Origin of the sequence: Actinoplanes sp. L3-i22 (genome assembly GCF_019704555.1) — a bacterium.
In the GTDB taxonomy this organism is placed as follows: domain Bacteria; phylum Actinomycetota; class Actinomycetes; order Mycobacteriales; family Micromonosporaceae; genus Actinoplanes.
On the sequence record NZ_AP024745.1, the window covers coordinates 3723104 to 3740841 of the forward strand.

At 68.4% G+C, this 17738-nt stretch carries 10 protein-coding genes; 3 read left to right on the forward strand and 7 right to left on the reverse strand.

The annotated features are described in order from the left end of the window. Positions 1-90 precede the first annotated feature (90 nt). From L3i22_RS16535 to L3i22_RS16555, 5 genes are all read right to left on the reverse strand, one after another. Positions 91-3360: a discoidin domain-containing protein gene (locus L3i22_RS16535; RefSeq protein ID WP_221327853.1), complete on the reverse strand. Its 3270-nt coding sequence runs from the start codon at positions 3358-3360 to the stop codon at positions 91-93. Continuing rightward, on the reverse strand, positions 3357-4763 hold the full coding sequence (locus tag L3i22_RS16540) for a family 43 glycosylhydrolase (protein WP_221327854.1): 1407 nt from the start codon (positions 4761-4763) through the stop codon (positions 3357-3359). The genes L3i22_RS16535 and L3i22_RS16540 overlap by 4 nt, the downstream gene beginning before the upstream one ends. 13 nt (positions 4764-4776) lie before the next feature. Beyond that, positions 4777-7182 (reverse strand): beta-L-arabinofuranosidase domain-containing protein, encoded by a 2406-nt coding sequence (locus L3i22_RS16545; protein WP_221327855.1) that lies wholly within the window; start codon positions 7180-7182, stop codon positions 4777-4779. 665 nt (positions 7183-7847) lie between these two features. Further along, positions 7848-8612: a hypothetical protein gene (locus L3i22_RS16550; RefSeq protein WP_221327856.1), complete on the reverse strand. Its 765-nt coding sequence runs from the start codon at positions 8610-8612 to the stop codon at positions 7848-7850. A 573-nt stretch (positions 8613-9185) separates the two neighbouring features. Continuing rightward, positions 9186-11015, reverse strand: a complete 1830-nt coding sequence (locus L3i22_RS16555) for an arabinofuranosidase catalytic domain-containing protein (protein ID WP_221327857.1) — start codon at positions 11013-11015, stop codon at positions 9186-9188. A 198-nt stretch (positions 11016-11213) separates the two neighbouring features. On the opposite strand from L3i22_RS16555, the gene L3i22_RS16560 reads away from it, so the two are divergent. Then, positions 11214-11999 (forward strand): PrsW family intramembrane metalloprotease, encoded by a 786-nt coding sequence (locus tag L3i22_RS16560; protein WP_221327858.1) that lies wholly within the window; start codon positions 11214-11216, stop codon positions 11997-11999. A gap of 7 nt (positions 12000-12006) precedes the next feature. Here L3i22_RS16560 and L3i22_RS16565 read toward each other — a convergent pair whose 3' ends face one another. After that, entirely contained in the window at positions 12007-12678 is a 672-nt protein-coding gene (locus tag L3i22_RS16565; RefSeq protein ID WP_221327859.1) for a TetR/AcrR family transcriptional regulator, read from the reverse strand. Positions 12679-12740: 62 nt separating this feature from the next. Here L3i22_RS16565 and L3i22_RS16570 point away from each other — a divergent pair, with 62 nt between their 5' ends. Both L3i22_RS16570 and L3i22_RS16575 read left to right on the forward strand, forming a co-directional pair. Further along, positions 12741-13124 carry a VOC family protein gene (locus tag L3i22_RS16570; protein WP_221327860.1) on the forward strand — a complete coding sequence of 128 codons (384 nt, stop codon included), beginning with the start codon at positions 12741-12743 and terminating at the stop codon, positions 13122-13124. 111 nt (positions 13125-13235) lie between these two features. Beyond that, a complete protein-coding gene (locus L3i22_RS16575) occupies positions 13236-14054 on the forward strand; it encodes an alpha/beta fold hydrolase (RefSeq protein WP_221327861.1) in 819 nt (272 codons plus the stop codon). 99 nt (positions 14055-14153) lie between these two features. Here L3i22_RS16575 and L3i22_RS16580 read toward each other — a convergent pair whose 3' ends face one another. After that, on the reverse strand, positions 14154-17528 hold the full coding sequence (locus L3i22_RS16580) for a CARDB domain-containing protein (protein ID WP_221327862.1): 3375 nt from the start codon (positions 17526-17528) through the stop codon (positions 14154-14156). Positions 17529-17738 lie beyond the last annotated feature (210 nt).

Consider the following 17738-nt stretch of genomic DNA (forward strand, 5'->3'; position numbering starts at 1 on the left):
TTCGGTCACGGCCGCGGCGGCGCATCGTCCGGTGAGGATGAACGAACCCGGTGGCGGACCTGCCGGAGCAGGCCCGCCACCGGGCTCCGATCAGCCGAAGGCCTTCACCTCCAGCAGTCCCACCGAGGCCGTCCCGCTGGTCAGGGCCACCCGCAGGCGGGTCGTGCTGAGCTGCGGGAAGGTCACCTCGTTGTATTGATTGGCGACCACCGGGTAGCCGCTCGCCGACGGCACGTCGGCATACGCGGTGCCGGTCCAGTACTGGAGTTTCCAGGACGCCGGCAGGTCGATGCCCTGGCCGTCGTCGAAGAAGTAGACCTGGGCCGACTTGAGGGTCTGCGCCGTGGGCCAGGTGAGCTCGGCCCACTGCTGGCCGGTGTTCGGCCAGGTGCCCCAGCGCGGGTTGACCGTGTCGTTGGACGACGGCGGGTCGATCCCGTCGTTGAGCGCGGCCACCGACTCCCACGACGAGGTGTACGACGCGCTCGGCGTCGCCGTCAGCGCCAGGTTCGACGACACCGGCGGTACGACCGTGCCCCGCTGGTACAGCTTGAGCTCGGTCAGCCCGGTCTTCGCGGTCCCGGTCGGCTGGGTCACCTGGATCCGCAGCCGGGTCGTGCTGACCGGGGTGAAGTTGACCTTGTTGTAGTTGGACTGCGGCGCGGCCGGCGACTTGACCTGCGAGGTCGCGGCGACGAAGGCCGAGCCGTTCCAGTACTGGACGGTGTAGGCCGACGGCGGCCGGTAGTGGTTGGTGGCCCGGTCGTTGCGGAAGTAGAGCCGGGCCTCGTCGACCGTCCTGGCCGAGCCGAAGTTGACCTCGTACCAGTCGGTCGCGTTCGCGCTGCCGTAACTACCCCACAGCGGCGAGTTGGTCGGCAGCCCGTCGACGGCGGCCGCGGTGGTCGTCCCCGAGGCGGTGTACGACGCCGACGTCGTCGCCCCCGCGGCCAGGTTGGTGGCGGTCGAGGTCAGGTCGACCCCGGCCTTGGCGAACACGTCGGTGATCCGGTCCCCGCCGAGCACCACGTTCTGCGGCGCCTGCAGCGACGAGAACGCCGCGCTGTACGCGACCGTCCCGCTGCTGCCCGACGGGAAGGTGACCGCCCCGGTCGCCGGGTTGTAGGTGAACGGCGTGAGCTGGTTGACCGTGGCCACCCGGGTCCCGTTCAGGAAGATCGAGTAGCCCTGCGGGACGCCGCTGTACTTGACCACCCCGTCGGCCGGGTCGTCCCAGACCACCGAGAGGTCCGCGTTGCGGTAGCGCAGGTTGTTGACCGCGAAGTTCGGCCAGCCGATGTTGATCGGGGACAGCTCGATCTGCGCGTCGTTGCGCGGGCGCAGCCCGGCCACGTCCTCGATGATCGTCCAGTTGCTGCTGCCCAGGATGTTGTGGTGGATCCAGGACCGGTAGGTGATCGCGCTGCCGTTCCAGTCCGCCCAGAACTCGTTGGCGTCCGGCCAGTCGGTGCTGCCGTTGATGTACTGCGCCCAGGTGTTCCAGTAGAGCAGCTTCTTGTAGTCGTCCGCGCTCATCCACTGGTTGGGGTAGTTGCGCAGCACCGACGAGTAGAGCCGGAACTGCACCGTCGAGTTGATCGTGGAGAAGTTGTTGCTGCCCGGGCTTCCGGCGGCCGCGGCGGCCGCCTTGTCGACCTGGTTCGCGGTGTAGAACGGGAAGATCGGGTACTGCGCCGGGTCGGCGAACAGCCGCAGCGCCTGACGGTAGTCGGCGGTGTTCGGCATCAGCCCCACCGCGTACGGATAATAGTTGTTGATCTCTTTCCAGGGGACGAACGTGTTGGTGGCGACGTGCTTGTGCTCCAACAACTGGTCGGCCGGGTTCCAGAGGGTGGTGACCACGCCGTTCTTGATCCGGTCGGCGAGGGTCTGCATCTCGGTCGCCTTTGCGGTGTTCCCGGCCAGGGTGTAGGCGTCCCGGGCGGCGTTCGCCGCGGACCAGACGTACGCCGTCTCGGCCCGGTCCAGGTTGCCGGCCTTCCAGTGGAACGACACCGCGTCGGCGTCGTTGCCGGTCATCGCGCCCCAGTCGTACTCGATCACGCCGTTGTTGTTGGTGTCGTAGGTGGCCAGCTGCCCCTTGGCGTCGCCCTCGGCGTACCGGGCGAAGTTGTTCAGCATGGCCGGCTGACCGCCGTGGATCTGGTACGCCCGCCACGCCGCCTCGGCGATGTACTGCGTGTACGAGTTCGACCAGTTCTCCGGGTCACCCGGGTTGTCGACGAACCGGCCGTTCGCCGAGTACTGCCCGACCGCGAGGTACGGCCCGTACGAGTACTCCGCGTTGCGCAGGTACTTCAGGTCGTCGATGTGCATCGGCTGGGTCAGCGCGATCGCGTTGTTGTACCCGGTCGCGCCCTCGACCGACTGCGGGAACTGGAAGTCCTGCCCGGGGATGTCCGCGTCCAGGTAGTTGAAGCGCATCAGCCACCAGCGGTAGTAGATGTTCTTCTTGATCGCCGGGTCCGGCACGTCGATGTACGGGACGTTGTCGGCCCACCACTTGTTGTACGCCCGCACGTGCGTCGCGAACGCGTCGGCCGCACTCAACGCGCGGTAGGTGTTGTAGTCGGTCAGCGACGCCGGGATCTCGGTCGCGACCATGCCCAGCTGCACCTTCGTGGTGACGGTGGCCCCGGCCGCGACGGTCACCGACCGGGACAGCGCGCCGCTCGCCGCGGTGAACCCGTCCCCGGAGAACCGCGGGTAGATCGTGGTCAGGCTGTTCTTCACCGCGCGGGTGCCGGTCAGCTCGGTGCCGCTGACCGTGGTCGCGTACGGCGAGGTCGCGTTCAGCGTGACGGTCGCCGACGCGGTCCCGGAGTTCACCACCGCCAGGTTGGTGACCAGGACGTTGTTGTTGGTGATGTACCGGGTGGCCTCCACGCGCAGCGTGCCGCTGGTGTGCACGGTCTTCGCATAGCTCGGGGTCTGCTTGCGCTGGGCGGCCTGCTCGGTGAACGTGCCGGGCGAGGCGGTCACCGCGTACGCGTTCTGGCTGCTGATGTTGTCCCAGTAGGCGGCGTTCCCGCCGAAGCCGATCACCGCCGGGTTGTAGGTGTACATGAACGCCGCGCGCCCACGGGTCATCAGGAAGTTGCCGGCCGGGTCACTGCCGGTGCGGGTGAGCAGGCGGTCCATCCAGAAGTCGGTGCCGCCGGACTCCGCGTCGTAGATGGCCTTCATGGTGTCGCCGGTGGTGTAGGCGACCGGCGGCTGCGGGATCGCCGAGCCGCTGAACGTGGGCAGGCCGATCGTCTGCGCGGCCTGCGCCGCCGTCGCCGGCAGGCTGAGCACGGCCGCGACCAGGAGCAGGGTCATACCGTAGGCGCGCCTCATGACTGGAACGCCTTCCACTCGAGGATGCCGGTGGAGTAGCCGGTGCGCGAGGTGACCTGCAGACGTAGACGTGTTGAGTTGACTTGACTGAAGTTGACGACATTCTCAACATTGCCGGAGACTCCACATGTTGACTGCATTGATACGTCAACATATGCACTGCCGTTCCAGTACTGCAGTTTGCAGGAGGCGGGCAGGTCGATGCCCTGGTTGTCGTCGAACCAGTAGATCGACGACTTGTTGATCGACTGCGCGGTGGGCCACTGGTACTCGACCCATTGCGTGCCCTGTTGCGGCCAGTTGCCGTACGCCAAATTGGTTCTGTCCTGTGAATTCGCCGGTGTGCCGCCGTTGTTGATCGCCGCCAGCGACTCCCACGACGACACGTAGGAGGTGGACGCCGTCGCATTCGGTGCGAGATTGGTGCCGCTGCCGGAACTGCCGCCACCGACGGTCGGAATGACCTTCTGGATCGTGCCGTCGGCGTTCCAGTACAACTTGTCCACCGCCACCGACCGGCGGAAATTACCGCCGCCGGGCGCGTCCGCGGTGTGGTAGACCAGGTAGGACTGGCCGTTGAAGTCGACGATCCCGGCGTGGTTGGTCGTCGACGACACCTGCCCGAGCACGATCCCGCGCTCGGTCCACGGCCCCAGCGGATTCGCCGCGGTCGCGTACCGCTGGCAGGCGTAATTCGAATTGGTCACGCAGCCGTTGGTGTCGTTGGCCGCGTACATCAGGTAGTAGGTGCCGTTGCGTTTGAACATCCACGGCGCCTCCCAGTAATTGGTGAGCCCCGACGGTGTGACCACCGATCCGACCGTGCTGATCATGTCGGCGCCGAGTTTGACCGCGCGCGGCCCCCAGTACCCGCCCCAGTACATGTAGGCCTGGCCGTCGTCGTCCACGAACACCGTCGGGTCGATGTTCAGCCCGGACGAGTTCGCCGTGCTGTCGCTGATCAGCGGCCCGCCCTTGGCGTCGGTGAACGGCCCGAGCGGGCTGCTGCCGACCGCCACGCCGATGTCCATCCACCCGGCGCCGTTGCCGTTGACCGAGGTGTACCAGTAGTACTTGCCGTTGCGCGGCTCGACCTCGCCGGCCCACGCGTCCGCCCCGGCCCACGCGAACGTGCCGATGTTCGCCTTCGCGCCGTTGTCGGTCCAGGTATTCGCGTCGGTGGAGGACAGCACGTGCCACTCACGCATGACGAAGTTGGTGCCACCGGTCGGCGCCTCGTCGCGCCCGGCGTAGATGTACATGGTGTTGCCGACGACCAGCGGGGCCGGGTCGGCGGTGTAGATCGCGGTGATGATCGGATTGGCGGCGGCCGCCGGGGTGGCCACCGCGGCGACCGCGGTGATCACGCCGCAGGCGGCAGCCACCCATTTTCGTACGGACATCTGGGCTCCTCTGCTACTGAACCTGGGAAACCTCGGACGCGGACAGCGCCCGGCTGAAGATCCGGAAGTTGTCCACGGCCGCGGCGAGGTAGGGATCGCCGGCGTACTGCGAGCGGCCGATCCAGTTCTGGGTGGTGGCGCCGAGCGCGCTCGGCCGGACGGTGAGCGCGCTGTTGCGGGCCACCTCGGCGCCGTTCACGTAGAGCACGCCGAGGTTGCCGGTGTGGGTGACCGCCACGTGCGTCCACACCCCGGTGGGCAGGGCGGCCGGGGCGTTGATCTGCTGCTCGGCGCCGGCGCCTCCGGTGGTGATCGCGTACCGGGCGGTGCCGGCGCTGCTGCGCGGCGTCAGGAACAGGTACGAGCCGGTGCCGCTGCCGAAGTCGAAGACGCGCGTCCACGTCGTGGCGGCGTCGACCCGTACCCAGAAAGCGATGGAGAACGAGGTCGCGCCGCTCACAATTCCGGAAGGCAGATTGACGTACGCGGTGGAGCCGTTCAGCAGCACCGCATTGCCCGCGCGCCCGGCCGTCCGGGTGGCGCTCCCGGCCAGCGTCCCGTTGCGCCCGCCGCCCCCGGTGTCGAGCACGGTGCTGCCCGATGCCTCGTCGAACGGGTAGTGGATCTCCGCGGCCGGCGTTCCGGTCACCGTCCAGTAGACCGAGTACCGCTGCCCGTGCGTCTTGTAGAACGGCCGCAGCAGCACCGACCCGCTGGTGTACTCCAGGGGCACGCCGGTGGCCTGCAACGAGGCCGGGTCGAGGGTCGGCAGCGCGGTCAGGTTCTGGGTGCCGAACTGGCCGGCGAGCACGATCGGCCCGTGCTTCACCGCCCGTACCGTCGCGTTGTCCGGGGTTGGTTCTTGAGTGAGTGCCATCGGCAGGCTGATGTCGACGGTGTCGCCGCTCGCCCAGGTCCGGTTGATCGCCAGGTACGTGCCGGGTGTCGCGGTGCCGGTCACCGTCCCGTTGACCCGGACCTGCGCGCCGGTGGTCCACGACGGGATCCGGATCCGCAGGTCGATCGCCCCGGCGCCGGTCACGGTCAGCCGGGACGTGGACGTCTCCGGGTACGTGGTGGCCTGCTGGACGGTGATCCCGCGCCCCGGCCAGGTCAGCGTGGAGGCGATGAACAGGTTCACGTACAGCGTGTTGCCGTTGACGAAGTAGATGCTGTCGCCGAACTTGGTGTTCGTCTCCATCCCGGTGCCGTGGCAGCAGGTGAAGTTGTCGTAGTCGTTGCTGTAGCTCTTGATCCCGCCGGCCCGCAACGGCACGTAGTAGCAGTGGAAACCGTGCGCCGAGCTCGGGTTCTGCGCGCCGAGCAGGTGGTTGTAGAGCGCCTTCTCGTAGAAGTCCATCCACTCGGCGGCCCGGCCCGGATCGGTGAAGAACAACTGCCGGGTCAACTTCAACATGTTGTACGAGTTGCAGCACTCGCAGGTGGTGTCGGACAGTTGGCTCGCGATCTGGTTCGGCGTCTGGAAGTACTCGCCGTTGGAGTTGCCGCCGATCGCGTACGAGTGCTGCCGCACCACGAAGTTCCAGAAGTTGACCGCGATGTCGCGGTACCGGGTGGTGCCGGTCGCGTGGAACCCGCGGATCGCCGCGATCGCCTTCGGGATCTGCGTGTTCGCGTGGAACCCGGCCAGCGCGTCGGTGTTCGCGGCGAGCGGGTCGAGGATCTGGGCGTGGTCGAAGTACTGCGCCGTGGTCAGGTGCGCGGCGTTCTCGGTGACCTGGTACAGGTTGAACAGGGTCTCGCCGATGCCCCCGAACTCGGTGCGCAGGATCTGCTGGCGCTGGGCGTACGTCAGCGGGCTGTTTCTGCTCTGGACCCAGCCGGCCTTGCGCTCCAGCACCGTCCTGGCCTGCGCGTTCCCGGCGAGCTGGTACTGATCGAGCAGTCCCGCCACGATCTTGTGGAGCGTGTAGTAGGGCGCCCAGACGCTCTGCCCCGCTTCGAGACGATCAAAAAAGCTTTCCGGGTACGCGGACAGGTAGCCGCTCGGCTTCTGGCAGAGCGCGAGCTGAGCGACCAGGTAGTCGCCCTTGGTCTTGAACGCGGCCTCGCCGGTGCTCGCATACGCCTGGGCCAGCGCGGAGAGCACGTGCCCGATCGAGTGCCCGCGCAGCTCGGTGGCCGGGGACTCCCAGCCGCCGCACGGGGTGGCCGACGAGGACAGTCCGGCGGTGACCCGGAACATGTGCAGCAGCCGGTCGGCGTCGAGGAACCGCAGGTACTCCTGGGTCCGGCCGGCGTTGTCGGCGAACGGGCCGGCGCCGAGCCGGACCGCGGTGAGCGGGAACGGGTAGGCCGAGACCCCGGTGTCCGGGCGGGCCAGGGCGGGGGTGGGCAACAACGCGCCGGCCGCGCCGGCGGCGCCGGTCATCAGCAGGGTGCGCCGGGAGAGGGGCATGGGGGATCGCCTTTCTATCGATAAGTGTCGATTTATACGCGGGGAGTCGACCCCTTCCGTGCGGCGGTGCGGGAGGGTGCGCGGCGTTTCCGGACAGCCGGAATCGGCCGCCGGGAGGGCGGATCGAGGGTGCTTTTCCCGAGGCGGCCACGGCCCGGGCTGACTTCTCCGGACCGGGGGTGCAGGTCACCTCGGAGGCCAGCGTTCCTTACGAAAACGTTTTCGGCAAGATGTCAGCCAGGTTACGAATAGAAACTCATCGACGGCCAATCACCCTGGTAGCGCCCCTGCGAGGGGTTACTCACGCCGAAACTCCCAGGTTGCCGACCGAAACCGGCGGCGTTCAGGGGCGGTCTTTGCGCTAGCCCGGTTTGGCTCTAAGGGCCTCTCCGCGCCTGCTTTGGGAGGCCGCGAATGCTTGCCGGCGTGTTCCGCGAAAGTTTGCTGACCCTGATCGGGCGGTCAGCTGGTAGAAGCCCTGCTGCTCAGGCCGATGTCGCTGTCATAACGTGCACGTACGGGATCTTGCCGCTCGAAAGTCCGATTTCTTGGGCGTCGGTGGTTTTGCTCAGCGCGATCCATGGCTGACCGCGGGCTCAATCTGCCGATGCCCTGATCGGGTATAGCAGGTGTTTTCGGGGCGACTCGCGCGCTTGGTTGTCGTGTCACCTGAGAATGTTGGCGACCAGCGAACATGAGGTGACCAGCAGTGCGAGTACGGCGGCCCGTTCCCCGACGGTCCACGTGGTCCAGCCGTGGCCCGGTATCGGCCCATCGATCCACAGAACGGTTTGGTTGCCTCGTTCCCGGTAGCGGCCGATCAAGAAGCCGACGATCGTACTGACGATGACGGTCAGTGCGGCTGTCGCGACCGAGCTAGGACGGCCGTCGACAACTCCGGCTGTGGCCAGCAGTACGACGATCATTGTTGAAGTCAGCAGACTGGCGCCGGACAGCCGTGCGGTGCACCATCGGCGCAGTTCGGGCGAGCCGTCGGCGTATCGGAGAATTTTACGGAATTGCTCTCCTCGGCCGATTGCCCAGGCGCTGTCGGCCGACTCTATGGTGATGACGGCCGACTGTGCATCGATGTCGACGGCCACTTTGTGTCTGTCGTCGCCGGCGCGGATCTGTAAATTTTCGAGCTGGCGCGGGTCGCCCGGCTCGAGGCGGTTCTCTGTTGCGGTTCGCAATCCACTCAACGATCTGCTGCGGAGTCGGGCGCCGTTCCAGATCGTGGTGATCTCTGGAGTGGACAATGTAATGCCGTCGGCAGACGCCCGGATCAACTTGCTGATCTTGTCCTCGTCGAGCTGTGGACCGTATACCGTAATTTTTACGACCGTTGTTTCCTCTGCCGAAGCGTCAGGAGTCGGGGGGATCACCACTGCATTCTCCTCTTGGCCGGGCGGGTGGATGCCGAGGTGCAAGTCGGTAGGAAACTCGCCGGCGACCCCTAGATCTCTTGTGGTGAGAGACCTGAGATCGCTTCTTGATCCGCTTGCCCGGTGAGCGTAATTGATGTATGTGTGCTGTCACTTCCTCCAATGACACTGTATGGACTGTAGTTCAACGGAGTTTGGGGTGGAGGGCAGCCAGATGACCAAATTGACAAAATTAGCCAGTGTCTGAACGAGCCGGAGTGAGTGGGTGCAGGGGAACTCCGTTTCTACATCGGACACGGCATTTTCGGTCATCAGGTGCCGTTGATGATGAGGTTGAGGAGTGCGCTACGCCGGACTTCGGCGCCGATTTTATTTTTCCTTGAGATCATCACAACTGGCTTGACAAAATTAGCCAGCATTTGGGTTGAAGTCGAGGTGCGGTTGATGCGGGGTCAGTTCATTCTTGCGATGGGCCGGGTGCTTGCGCAGATCGACTGCTGTTGGCCAACTCCGCGGACCCTGTCATGTGGTCGTTCAACTTGGGGCCTGTGGGCCGACGGCCGACCGGAGACGGTGAAGGCCGGCGTGCGACGCACGCCGGCCTTCGATGAGCAACGGTCAGGACAGGGCGAACTTCTGGGCGGCCGAGCCGTTGCAGTCGTAGATCTGCAGGCGGGTGCCGTTGGTGGTGGCGCCGTTCGGGGCGTCCAGGCAGCGACCCGACTGCGGGTTGCGCAGGGAGCCGTCGGCCTGCTGCTGCCAGACCTGGCCGGCGACGCCGTTGCAGTCGTAGAGCTCGACCTGCGTACCGTTGGCGGTGCCGTTGCCGTTGATGTCGAGGCAGCGGCCCAGGGTGCGCAGCGCGCCGTTGGACTGGTGGAACCAGTGCTGGTCGGTGCCGAAGGTCTGGCAGTCCCACAGTTGCACGGCGGTCAGGTTGCCGCCGTTGTCGTCACCGGCCACGTCGACGCACTTGCCGCCGGGGCCGGCCGTGACGCCGCCGCCGTTGACCGCGAACTTCTGCGCGGCCGCGCCGTTGCAGTCCCACAGCTGCAGCCGGGTGCCGTTGGCGGTGTTGCCGTTCGGCGAGTCGACGCAGCGGCCGGACTGCGGGTTGCGCAGCGAGCCGTCGGCCTGCTGGACGAACTTCTGGGCGCCGCCGCCGTTGCAGTCCCACAGTTCCAGCAGCGTGCCGTTGGCGGTGCCGTTGCCGGTCGCGTCCAGGCAGCGGTTCAGCGTGCGCAGCGAGTTGTCCGGGAAGTGCGTCCAGTGCTGGTCCTCGGCGTAGTTCTGGCAGTCCCACAGGGACACCGCGGCGCCGTTCGCGCCGGTGTCGTCGGCGGCCACGTCCACGCACTTGCCGCCGGGGCCGGTGACCGTGCCGGCCGGGCCGTTCGGCACGTTCGTCTGGCCGCCGTAGCCGACGGCGACCACGTTGGCCTGCACCGCGTTCTCGGCCGCGTCGGTCGGGTAGCCGTAGGTCATCGCGCCCTCGAACCAGGTGCCCCGGTTGCGGTTGCTGTTGTCGCCACCGATCCCGAGGATGATCCCGCCCTCCTGGTGCATCGGCTTGTAGCCCTGCTTGTCGGTCGGCAGCGAGCCGTTCCACCACGTGCTCAGGCCACCCGACTGGGCATTTCCACCCTTGAGGGCGTACGTCGTCTGGCCGTTGTTCTTCAGCACCGCGGTGACGAACGGCGAGCTGTTGCCCGGGTTCGGGTTCGAGCCGTTGGCGCCCTGGAACATGCCGTTCTCCAGGTCCGCCTCGATCCACGGGCCGGAGCCCTGGCACGGCGCGAAGTAGCAGGTGGTGGCGATGCTGACGGCGTCCATGTGGCCGTTGCCGGTGTCGTACGGGGTGGACTCGGCGTTGCCGTAGTCGAAGCAGCAGTCGGAGCCGACGTGGGTGCCGCTGGCCACCATGTAGACGCCCTCGGGCTGGCCGTTGACCGCCACGCCGGACGCGACCCCGTTGTAGCGGTAGCCGACGCCGGGGGAGACCCAGAGTCCGTACACCTTGTGGCCGCCGGCCGTCACCGCGATCTCGCTCGCGTCCGCGCCCCGGTCGCCGCTGCCGGCGCCGCCGTCCGGCGCGACCGTCAGGTCGTTGTGCCGGCTGCTCTGGTCCCAGACCTTGGTGATCCGGCAGGTCGTGCCGTTGCAGAAGGCGTCCTGGTCGGCCGCGTTCGCGTAGCCGCCGGCGGCGAGCGTGCCGACGTCGTGGGTGGCGCCGTCGGAGGCCCGGGTGACCTGGTAGAGCCGGCCGCTGTAGGCGCCGAACAGCGCGCGGGTGGTGCTGTGCGCGGCGACGCAGGCGGTGCCGGCCGCGGCGTAGATGTCGCAGGGCAGGGTGCCGGCCGCGCTGGCCGGCGTGGGTGCGGCGAGCAGTCCGGCGATCAGGCTGATCGCCGCCGCGGCGAGCAGCGTGAGAGAGCGTTTTCTTGGCATGGCGAAGGTGCTCCTCGCGGAGGGGGATGGGAGCGGATGACATCGACCGACGTCGTGTCATCTATGTTTCGGAAGTTACGCCCGCTGATCGAACACGTCAATATGCGATTACAAATGTGCGGTTCTGTTGGAAGCCGCGCCGACCCGCCACTGTGCACAAGCTTTTGCAGGTCAGCGTGGTCGGGAATACTCACCGGCATGACTTCCGCGTGGCGCCGATGGGCGTGGGTTCCGGTACTCCTGATCGGGGTGGCGCTGTTCGTCCTGGTGCTGGTGACCCTGGTGGACACCCAGAACCTCAACTACGTGCCGTCGATGATCCTGCTCGGCGCGAGCATCGCCCCGGCGACGTTCCTGACCTTCGCGCAGGGCCGCTCCGGCCGGTGGCAGGTCCCGGCGTCCACGCTCGCGGTGACCGCGTTCTTCGGCGGCGTGATCGGCGTGGTCGCGGCCGGCTGGCTGGAGTACGACGCGCTCCACAAGCTCGGCGTGCTCCCGATGGTGTTCGTCGGCCTGATCGAGGAGACCGCGAAGCTGCTGGTGCCCGTGGTCGCGCTGGCCTTCCTCTGGCGCCGGCGCCCGACGCCGGCCGACGGCCTGGTGATCGGGGTCGCCAGCGGCGCCGGCTTCGCCGCGCTCGAGACGATGGGGTACGGGTTCAGCGCGCTGCTCGCCTCCAACGGCAACATCGGCGACGTCGAGCAGACCCTCTTCGTCCGCGGCGTCACCGCCCCCGCCGCGCACCTGGCCTGGACCGGCCTGACCAGCGGCGCGCTGTTCGCGTTCGCCGCCGCGCCGGGTCTGCGGCGGCTGTTCGGGTTCGTGCTGACCTTCCTGGCGGCGGTCGGCCTGCACGCGGCGTGGGACAGCTTCGGCACCGAGATCGCGTACATCGTGGTCGGCGGGGTCAGCATGGGCTGGGTCCTGCTGGAGCTGCACCGGTACCGGCGGTTCACCCCGAACCCGGTGCCCGTGCCGGCCTGACCGGTGCTCACCCCGCGGGCAGCAGGGTGGCGGCGAGGAGCGTGGCCGTCCGCTGCCCCCACTGCGCCGGGGTCCACCCGCACAGATCGCTGAACTGCAGATACGTTTCGACGTTGCCGATCACGAACGCGATGTCCCGGGCCTGCTCGACGTCCAGCTCGGGCTTCAGCGCGCCCCGCTCCGCGAGCAGCTGGACCAGAGCGCCGTATGCCGTCCGGGTCTGCTCCTGATTGACCGCCCACTGTGCGGCCAGCTCCGGGTCGGTGCCGGTGGCCCCGCGGACCACCCGCATCAGCGGCGCCACCCGCTCGACGATCGACCGGCCGCCCTCCTGCCACAGCGCGATGACCCGCCGGGGGTCGGGCTCCGCGTGGATCTGCCGCACCCACGGCCGGTCGAGCAGCGGCACCGGCTCGTCGTCACCGACCGCCGCCTCGTCGAGGGCCTGTTTGAGCAGGGTGCGCTTGTTGGCGAAGTGGAAGTAGACAGTCTGCACCGCCACCCCGGCCTGCTCGGCGATCTGGTCGAGCCGGGTCGGCGCGTAACCGTGCGCGACGAATTGCTCGGCCGCCGCCGCCACGATCCGGCGCCGGGTGGCCCGCGCCTGCTCCGCCCGGGTCCCGGACTTTCGCTCTGCCGGGGTGCCAGATTTTCGCGGGCGCTTGACAGGGTCGGCCATTCGCTAGAGCCTACTCTAGTGACTGGCTAGAGTTGATTCTAGCGAAATGAGCGGAGCTCACGATGACCGAGCTGTCCGGGATCCATCACGTCAAAATTCCCGTCGCCGACCTCGATCGCAGCCGCGACTGGTACACCACCGTGCTCGGGTTGCGGGTGGCGATCGAGTTCGCGGAGGACCGGGTGCTCCACGGCCTTGCCCTGGTCGACCCGGCCGGCACCCTCAGCCTGGCGTTGCGGCTGGACCCGGCGCGGGCCGCCGGGCTGGCCGGGTTCGACCTGGTCGCACTTCGTGTGCCGACCCGGGACGCCGTCCAGGGCTGGAGTCGTCGGCTGACCGAGATCGGCCAGCCGCACGGCGGCGTGGTGACCGGGCACGACGGCGGCTCGGTCCTGATCGGCCTGCACGACCCGGACGGCATCGAGATCCGCCTGTACGCCGACTGACCACCGCCGTCGGGCCGGTCTTTGTGCTGGCTGACCGCGGCCTTCGGGCCTGACCCCGGGCCGGCTGACCACGACCCTTGCGTCAGGCGGCCGCGACCGAGAGGAACGATCATGATGGACCAACTTGCCTGGACCGACACCGGTGGCGACGGGCCAGTGCTACTGCTGATCCACGCCGGTGGCTTCGCCGACTGGCTCGTGCCGCTCGCGGCCGAGCCCGCGCTGGACGGCCTCCGGGTGATCCGGCTGACCCGGGCCGGTTACACCGGGGTGGAACCGCCGCCCGGCCTGACCGTTGCCGATCACGCGGGGCACGCGGCCGCGCTGCTGCGTCACCTCGGTGCGGTTCCCGCGCACGTGGTCGCCCACTCGTCCGGCACCACGATCGCGCTGCAGTTGGCGTTCGACCATCCTGACCTGGTCAGCGGGCTGACGCTGAGTGAGCCGCCACTGGTGGACACCCTGGTCGACCCGGTGGACCTGGGGTTCCTGCACGCGACGATCGGGCCGGCGATCGGCGCGGCGATGGGCGCGATGGCGCACGGGGACCGGCCGGGCGCGTTCGGCGCGTTCATGACCGCGGTGTGCGGGCCTGAGTACCGCGAGGTGATGACCCGCGTGCTGGGCGCCGAGGGGCTGTCGCACGCGGAACGGGACTGCGGATACTTCTTCACCGCCGAGCTGCCCGCGGTCGCCGGGTGGACGCTGGACCCGGCGATCGCCGGGCGCCTGGCGAAGCCGGTGCTGCTGATCGAAGGTGGCCGGAGCCCGGCGCCGACCCACCGCCTGGTGGCCCGCCTGGCCGGCCTCTTCCCGCAGGCGACGACCGCGACCGTCGAGAATGCGAACCACCTGCTGCCACTTACCGCGCCGGCCGAGCTCGCCGACCTGATCGCGGCCGGGTTGCGCGTCACAACGCACCGATCGTGACCGTGTCCGCCCGGTCCGAAAGCAACGTGACAACGGGCCGGTGGGAAACGTGACGGCGGGCTGGGGTGCGCGGTCCGCCGCGCACCCCAGCCCCTCAGGTCAGCTTCCGGAGAAGGTGAACTGCGAGCCCGGCTGGGTGACGATGTTGCCGTCGGCCGAGTTGGTGACGGTGACGCCGGAGAGGACCGCGTTGCCGCGCGCCCCGCTCATCGCCAGGATGCCGGCGCCGTTGTTCGACTTGTCGATCCGGACGTTCGTGATGGCGACGTTCGGCATGTTCCCGCCGCCGTTCTTGAACTGGATCCCGTCGTACGTCGAGTCGATGATGTCGGTGTCCCGGATGGTGACGCCGGTGATGTCCTTCGTGGAGGGGAACAGGGTGATCGCCCCGAACTCCTGGTCCTCGTTCCAGAACGCCCCGCCGGTGCGGTAGAGGCCGTTGTTGGCGATCAGCGTGGTGCCGGAGAACGGCAGCGGGCTGTGGTCGGTCGCCAGCATGATGCCCGGGTAGTTCGCCGTGTCGGAGACCAGGTTGTTCTCCGCCGAGTTGCCGTAGCCGCCGTAGATCGCGATGCCGTTGGCCCGCCACGGCAGCTGCACGGTGTTGTTCACGAAGTGGTCGTCGTGGTCGATGTCGACGTTCTGGTCCTTGACGTACGGGTTGGCCCAGATCGCCAGCGCGTCGTCGCCGGTGGTCCGGAACGAGGAGTTGAAGACCCGGGAGTTGCGCGTGCCGTTGGAGAAGTTGATCCCGTCGGCGTACGTGTCGCGGATCCGCATGCCGCTGAACTCGACCCCGTCACCCGGGTTCCAGTAGGCCGGCGTGTCCGAGTAGTCCCGGCCGACCCAGGCGCCGACGTTGACGTGCTCGATCCACACGTTGCTGATCTTCGTGTTCTTGCCGAACCGGCCGTTGAGGCCGTGGCCCCGGTTGGCCCGGTTCTGCGTGTTGCCGAAGATCGCCAGGTCGGAGATCTGGGTGTTGTCGTCGATGTCGAAGCCGACGTTGCCCTCGTGCGGGTGGTTGATGTTGCCGACCACGTTCTGCGGCTGGGTGTTCGTGTAGAGCTGGGTGTGCCACATGCCGGCGCCGCGGATCACGGCGTTCCGGATGCCCTTCTGGTTGTACTGGTTGCGGGTCGGGTCGGGCGAGAGGATCTTCTGCTCCTGCCGCCACTGCCCGGCCGGGATCCAGACGCAGGGGATCACGCCGTTCTCGTCGTCGGTGACCGCCCGCTGGATCGCGGAGGTGTCGTCGAGCCCGTCGTTCGGCACCGCGCCGTACGTGGTGATCGAGACGCAGCCGGCCGGCTGGCTCAGCGGCGCCGCGACCTGCTCCAGGTCGATCAGGTCGATGACGTAGAAGCTGGCCGAGTCGCCCGAGTCGCGCTGCAGCTTGAACCGGGTGCCGGCCGGGTAGGACGTGCCCAGCAGCGCGTTCGACTCGTCGAACAGCCGGCGCGCGTCGGCCGACGGGGTGTTCGACAGCGACTCGGTGTCGTCGGTGGTGCCGTACAGCCAGCTGTTGCGCGAGCTGAGGGTGAGCTTGCGGTTGAAGACGTCGTTGACGTACAGGCTGATCGTCCAGTCCTGGCCGCCACCGCCGGCGGCGTCCGGCACCGAGTTGCGGACCACGATCGAGTTGGCCTGGTTCGCCGAGGTGAACTCGACGAACTGGCCGGTGCTGCCCAGCCGGACCGACTGCCGGCCGGAGGACTCCGAGGCGAAGTTGGTGTGCCCGAACGTCCGCAGCGCGTCCGGCTGCAGCAGCGTGCCGGTGTAGCGGGCGGCCTCGGCCTCGTACTCCGAGTACGGCACCGCGGCGCCGCGCCCGACCACGATCGACTTCGACAGCGTGTTGTTGCCCTCGTTGGTCTCGGCGACCACGCCGGCCGAGTCCGTGGTCGCGACGGCGGTGGCGCCCCCGCTGGTCGCGGTCCAGGTCCCGCCGATGGTGACGGTCGTGGTGGCGCCGGCCGCGATCGCCGGGGTGGCACCGGTGAGCGTGCTGGAACCGACGACGACGCGGGTGGTGCTGGCGGCCGCGGCGCTGGTGCCCCGGTTCTGCACGCCGACGGTGAAGCTGACCGCCGCGCCGACCGCCGGGTTGGCCGGGGTCAGGTTGACCGCGGTGACCAGCAGGTCCGGGCCCGGCGCCTGGGCGACCACGAGCTGGGTGCTCGCGGTGAACGTGTTGTTGTCGTTGTTCGACTCGGCCACGGTGTTGGCCGGGTCGACCGTCGAGGCGACGGTGTAGGTGCCCTGCGCCCGGGCGCTGACCGCGCCGGTCACGGTGGCCGTCGCGCCGGCCGCCAGGGCCGGGACGTTCGCGCTGGCCACGACGGCGCCGTTGAGCTTGAAGTCGAGCGTGGTGGCGGCCGAGGCGACGGTGCCCGAGTTACGGACGCCGGCGGTCAGGGTCAGCGCCGACGTCTCGTCCGGGCTCGCCGGGCTCCACGTGGTCGAGGTGACCACCAGGTCCGGCGCCGGCGCCCAGGCGCCGATCACCTGCAGCTCGGCGACCTGCCCGCCGGGCGCTCCGCTGTTGGTGAAGAACTGCAGCCGTACGTCGGAAGCCTTGCCGCTGACCGGGATGGTCACCGTGTTCTGGCTGTTCGACGGGCTGAAGCTGTAGTCGGCACGGGCCTTGAGCTCGGTGAACGCGGTGGCCGTGCCGGCCCGGCCGAGCACCTGGACGGCCTGCGTCCGCGGGCCCCAGGCGGCGTCCGGGTTGAGCTTGACGACGACGCCGGTGACGTTCGCGTCCGCGCCGAGCTTCACGGTCAGCGTGGACGGGAAGCCGGCCGACTCCCAGTACGTGCTCAGGTTGCCGTCGTTGGCGTTGGTCGCCACGAAGTTGAACGTCGCCGAGGACGCCTCGATCGCCTTGCCGCCGGCCAGGTCGGTGCCGGTCGGCGGGTTCGGGTCGGGATCCGGGTCGGGGTCGGTCGTCCCGCCCACGCCGTAGACCTCCAGCTCGGACAGCTGCCCGGCCGGCCAGCCGGTGTTCGCGGTGATGTTCACGCGGACGAACCGTACCGAAGCGGAAGTGAAGTTGATCGTGACGGTGTTGCCGGTGGCCGGGTCGAACACCCGGCCGGCGGACGCCGAGAGATCGCTGAACGTCGAGCCGTTGGCGCTGCCCTGCACGCTCAGCGTCTGCGTGCGGGTGGCCCACGCGGTCGCCGGCGGCAGCTTCAGCGCGACCTGGTCGATCGCGACACTGCTGCCGAGGTCGACCTGGATCCACTGCGGAAAGGCGTTGTTCGGGCTCTCCCAGTAGGAATTCGGGTTGTTGTCGTTGACCGCGGCGGCGGGCTGCGCGCCGAGGGAACCGCTGGCCGAGACGACCTTGCCGAGCGCGAGGTTGGCGCCGCCGGCGGCGTGCGCGGCCACGGGGGACAGGCCGAGGACGGTCAGGCCGGCCACCAGGGCGACGCTGACCAGTCTTCGACCGAGAGCTTTCGGATTCATGGGGGTCCGTTCTGGGACGGGAGCGGAGCGGACGGGTTTTACAGCTCGCACACGGAAAATTTCGGAGATCTGCCGAGTTCTTGCGAGCGAGGACATTCAATGTTTCAGATATGTCACTGGTTCGTCAACGCTCGTTCTCCAGAACACGTCAGCACGGAAAAGGCCGGGCGCTCGGCGCCCGGCCTTCACCTGTCAGAAGCGGTCAGCAGC

What these genes read in the sequence shown, in the direction of transcription:
- L3i22_RS16535 (WP_221327853.1), bottom strand. Translation starts at nt 3,360, where the DNA reads ATGAGGCGCGCCTACGGTATGACCCTGCTCCTGGTCGCGGCCGTGCTC.
- L3i22_RS16540 (WP_221327854.1), bottom strand. Translation starts at nt 4,763, where the DNA reads ATGTCCGTACGAAAATGGGTGGCTGCCGCCTGCGGCGTGATCACCGCG.
- L3i22_RS16545 (WP_221327855.1), bottom strand. Translation starts at nt 7,182, where the DNA reads ATGCCCCTCTCCCGGCGCACCCTGCTGATGACCGGCGCCGCCGGCGCG.
- L3i22_RS16555 (WP_221327857.1), bottom strand. Translation starts at nt 11,015, where the DNA reads ATGCCAAGAAAACGCTCTCTCACGCTGCTCGCCGCGGCGGCGATCAGC.
- L3i22_RS16560 (WP_221327858.1), top strand. Translation starts at nt 11,214, where the DNA reads ATGACTTCCGCGTGGCGCCGATGGGCGTGGGTTCCGGTACTCCTGATC.
- L3i22_RS16565 (WP_221327859.1), bottom strand. Translation starts at nt 12,678, where the DNA reads ATGGCCGACCCTGTCAAGCGCCCGCGAAAATCTGGCACCCCGGCAGAG.
- L3i22_RS16570 (WP_221327860.1), top strand. Translation starts at nt 12,741, where the DNA reads ATGACCGAGCTGTCCGGGATCCATCACGTCAAAATTCCCGTCGCCGAC.
- L3i22_RS16575 (WP_221327861.1), top strand. Translation starts at nt 13,236, where the DNA reads ATGATGGACCAACTTGCCTGGACCGACACCGGTGGCGACGGGCCAGTG.
- L3i22_RS16580 (WP_221327862.1), bottom strand. Translation starts at nt 17,528, where the DNA reads ATGAATCCGAAAGCTCTCGGTCGAAGACTGGTCAGCGTCGCCCTGGTG.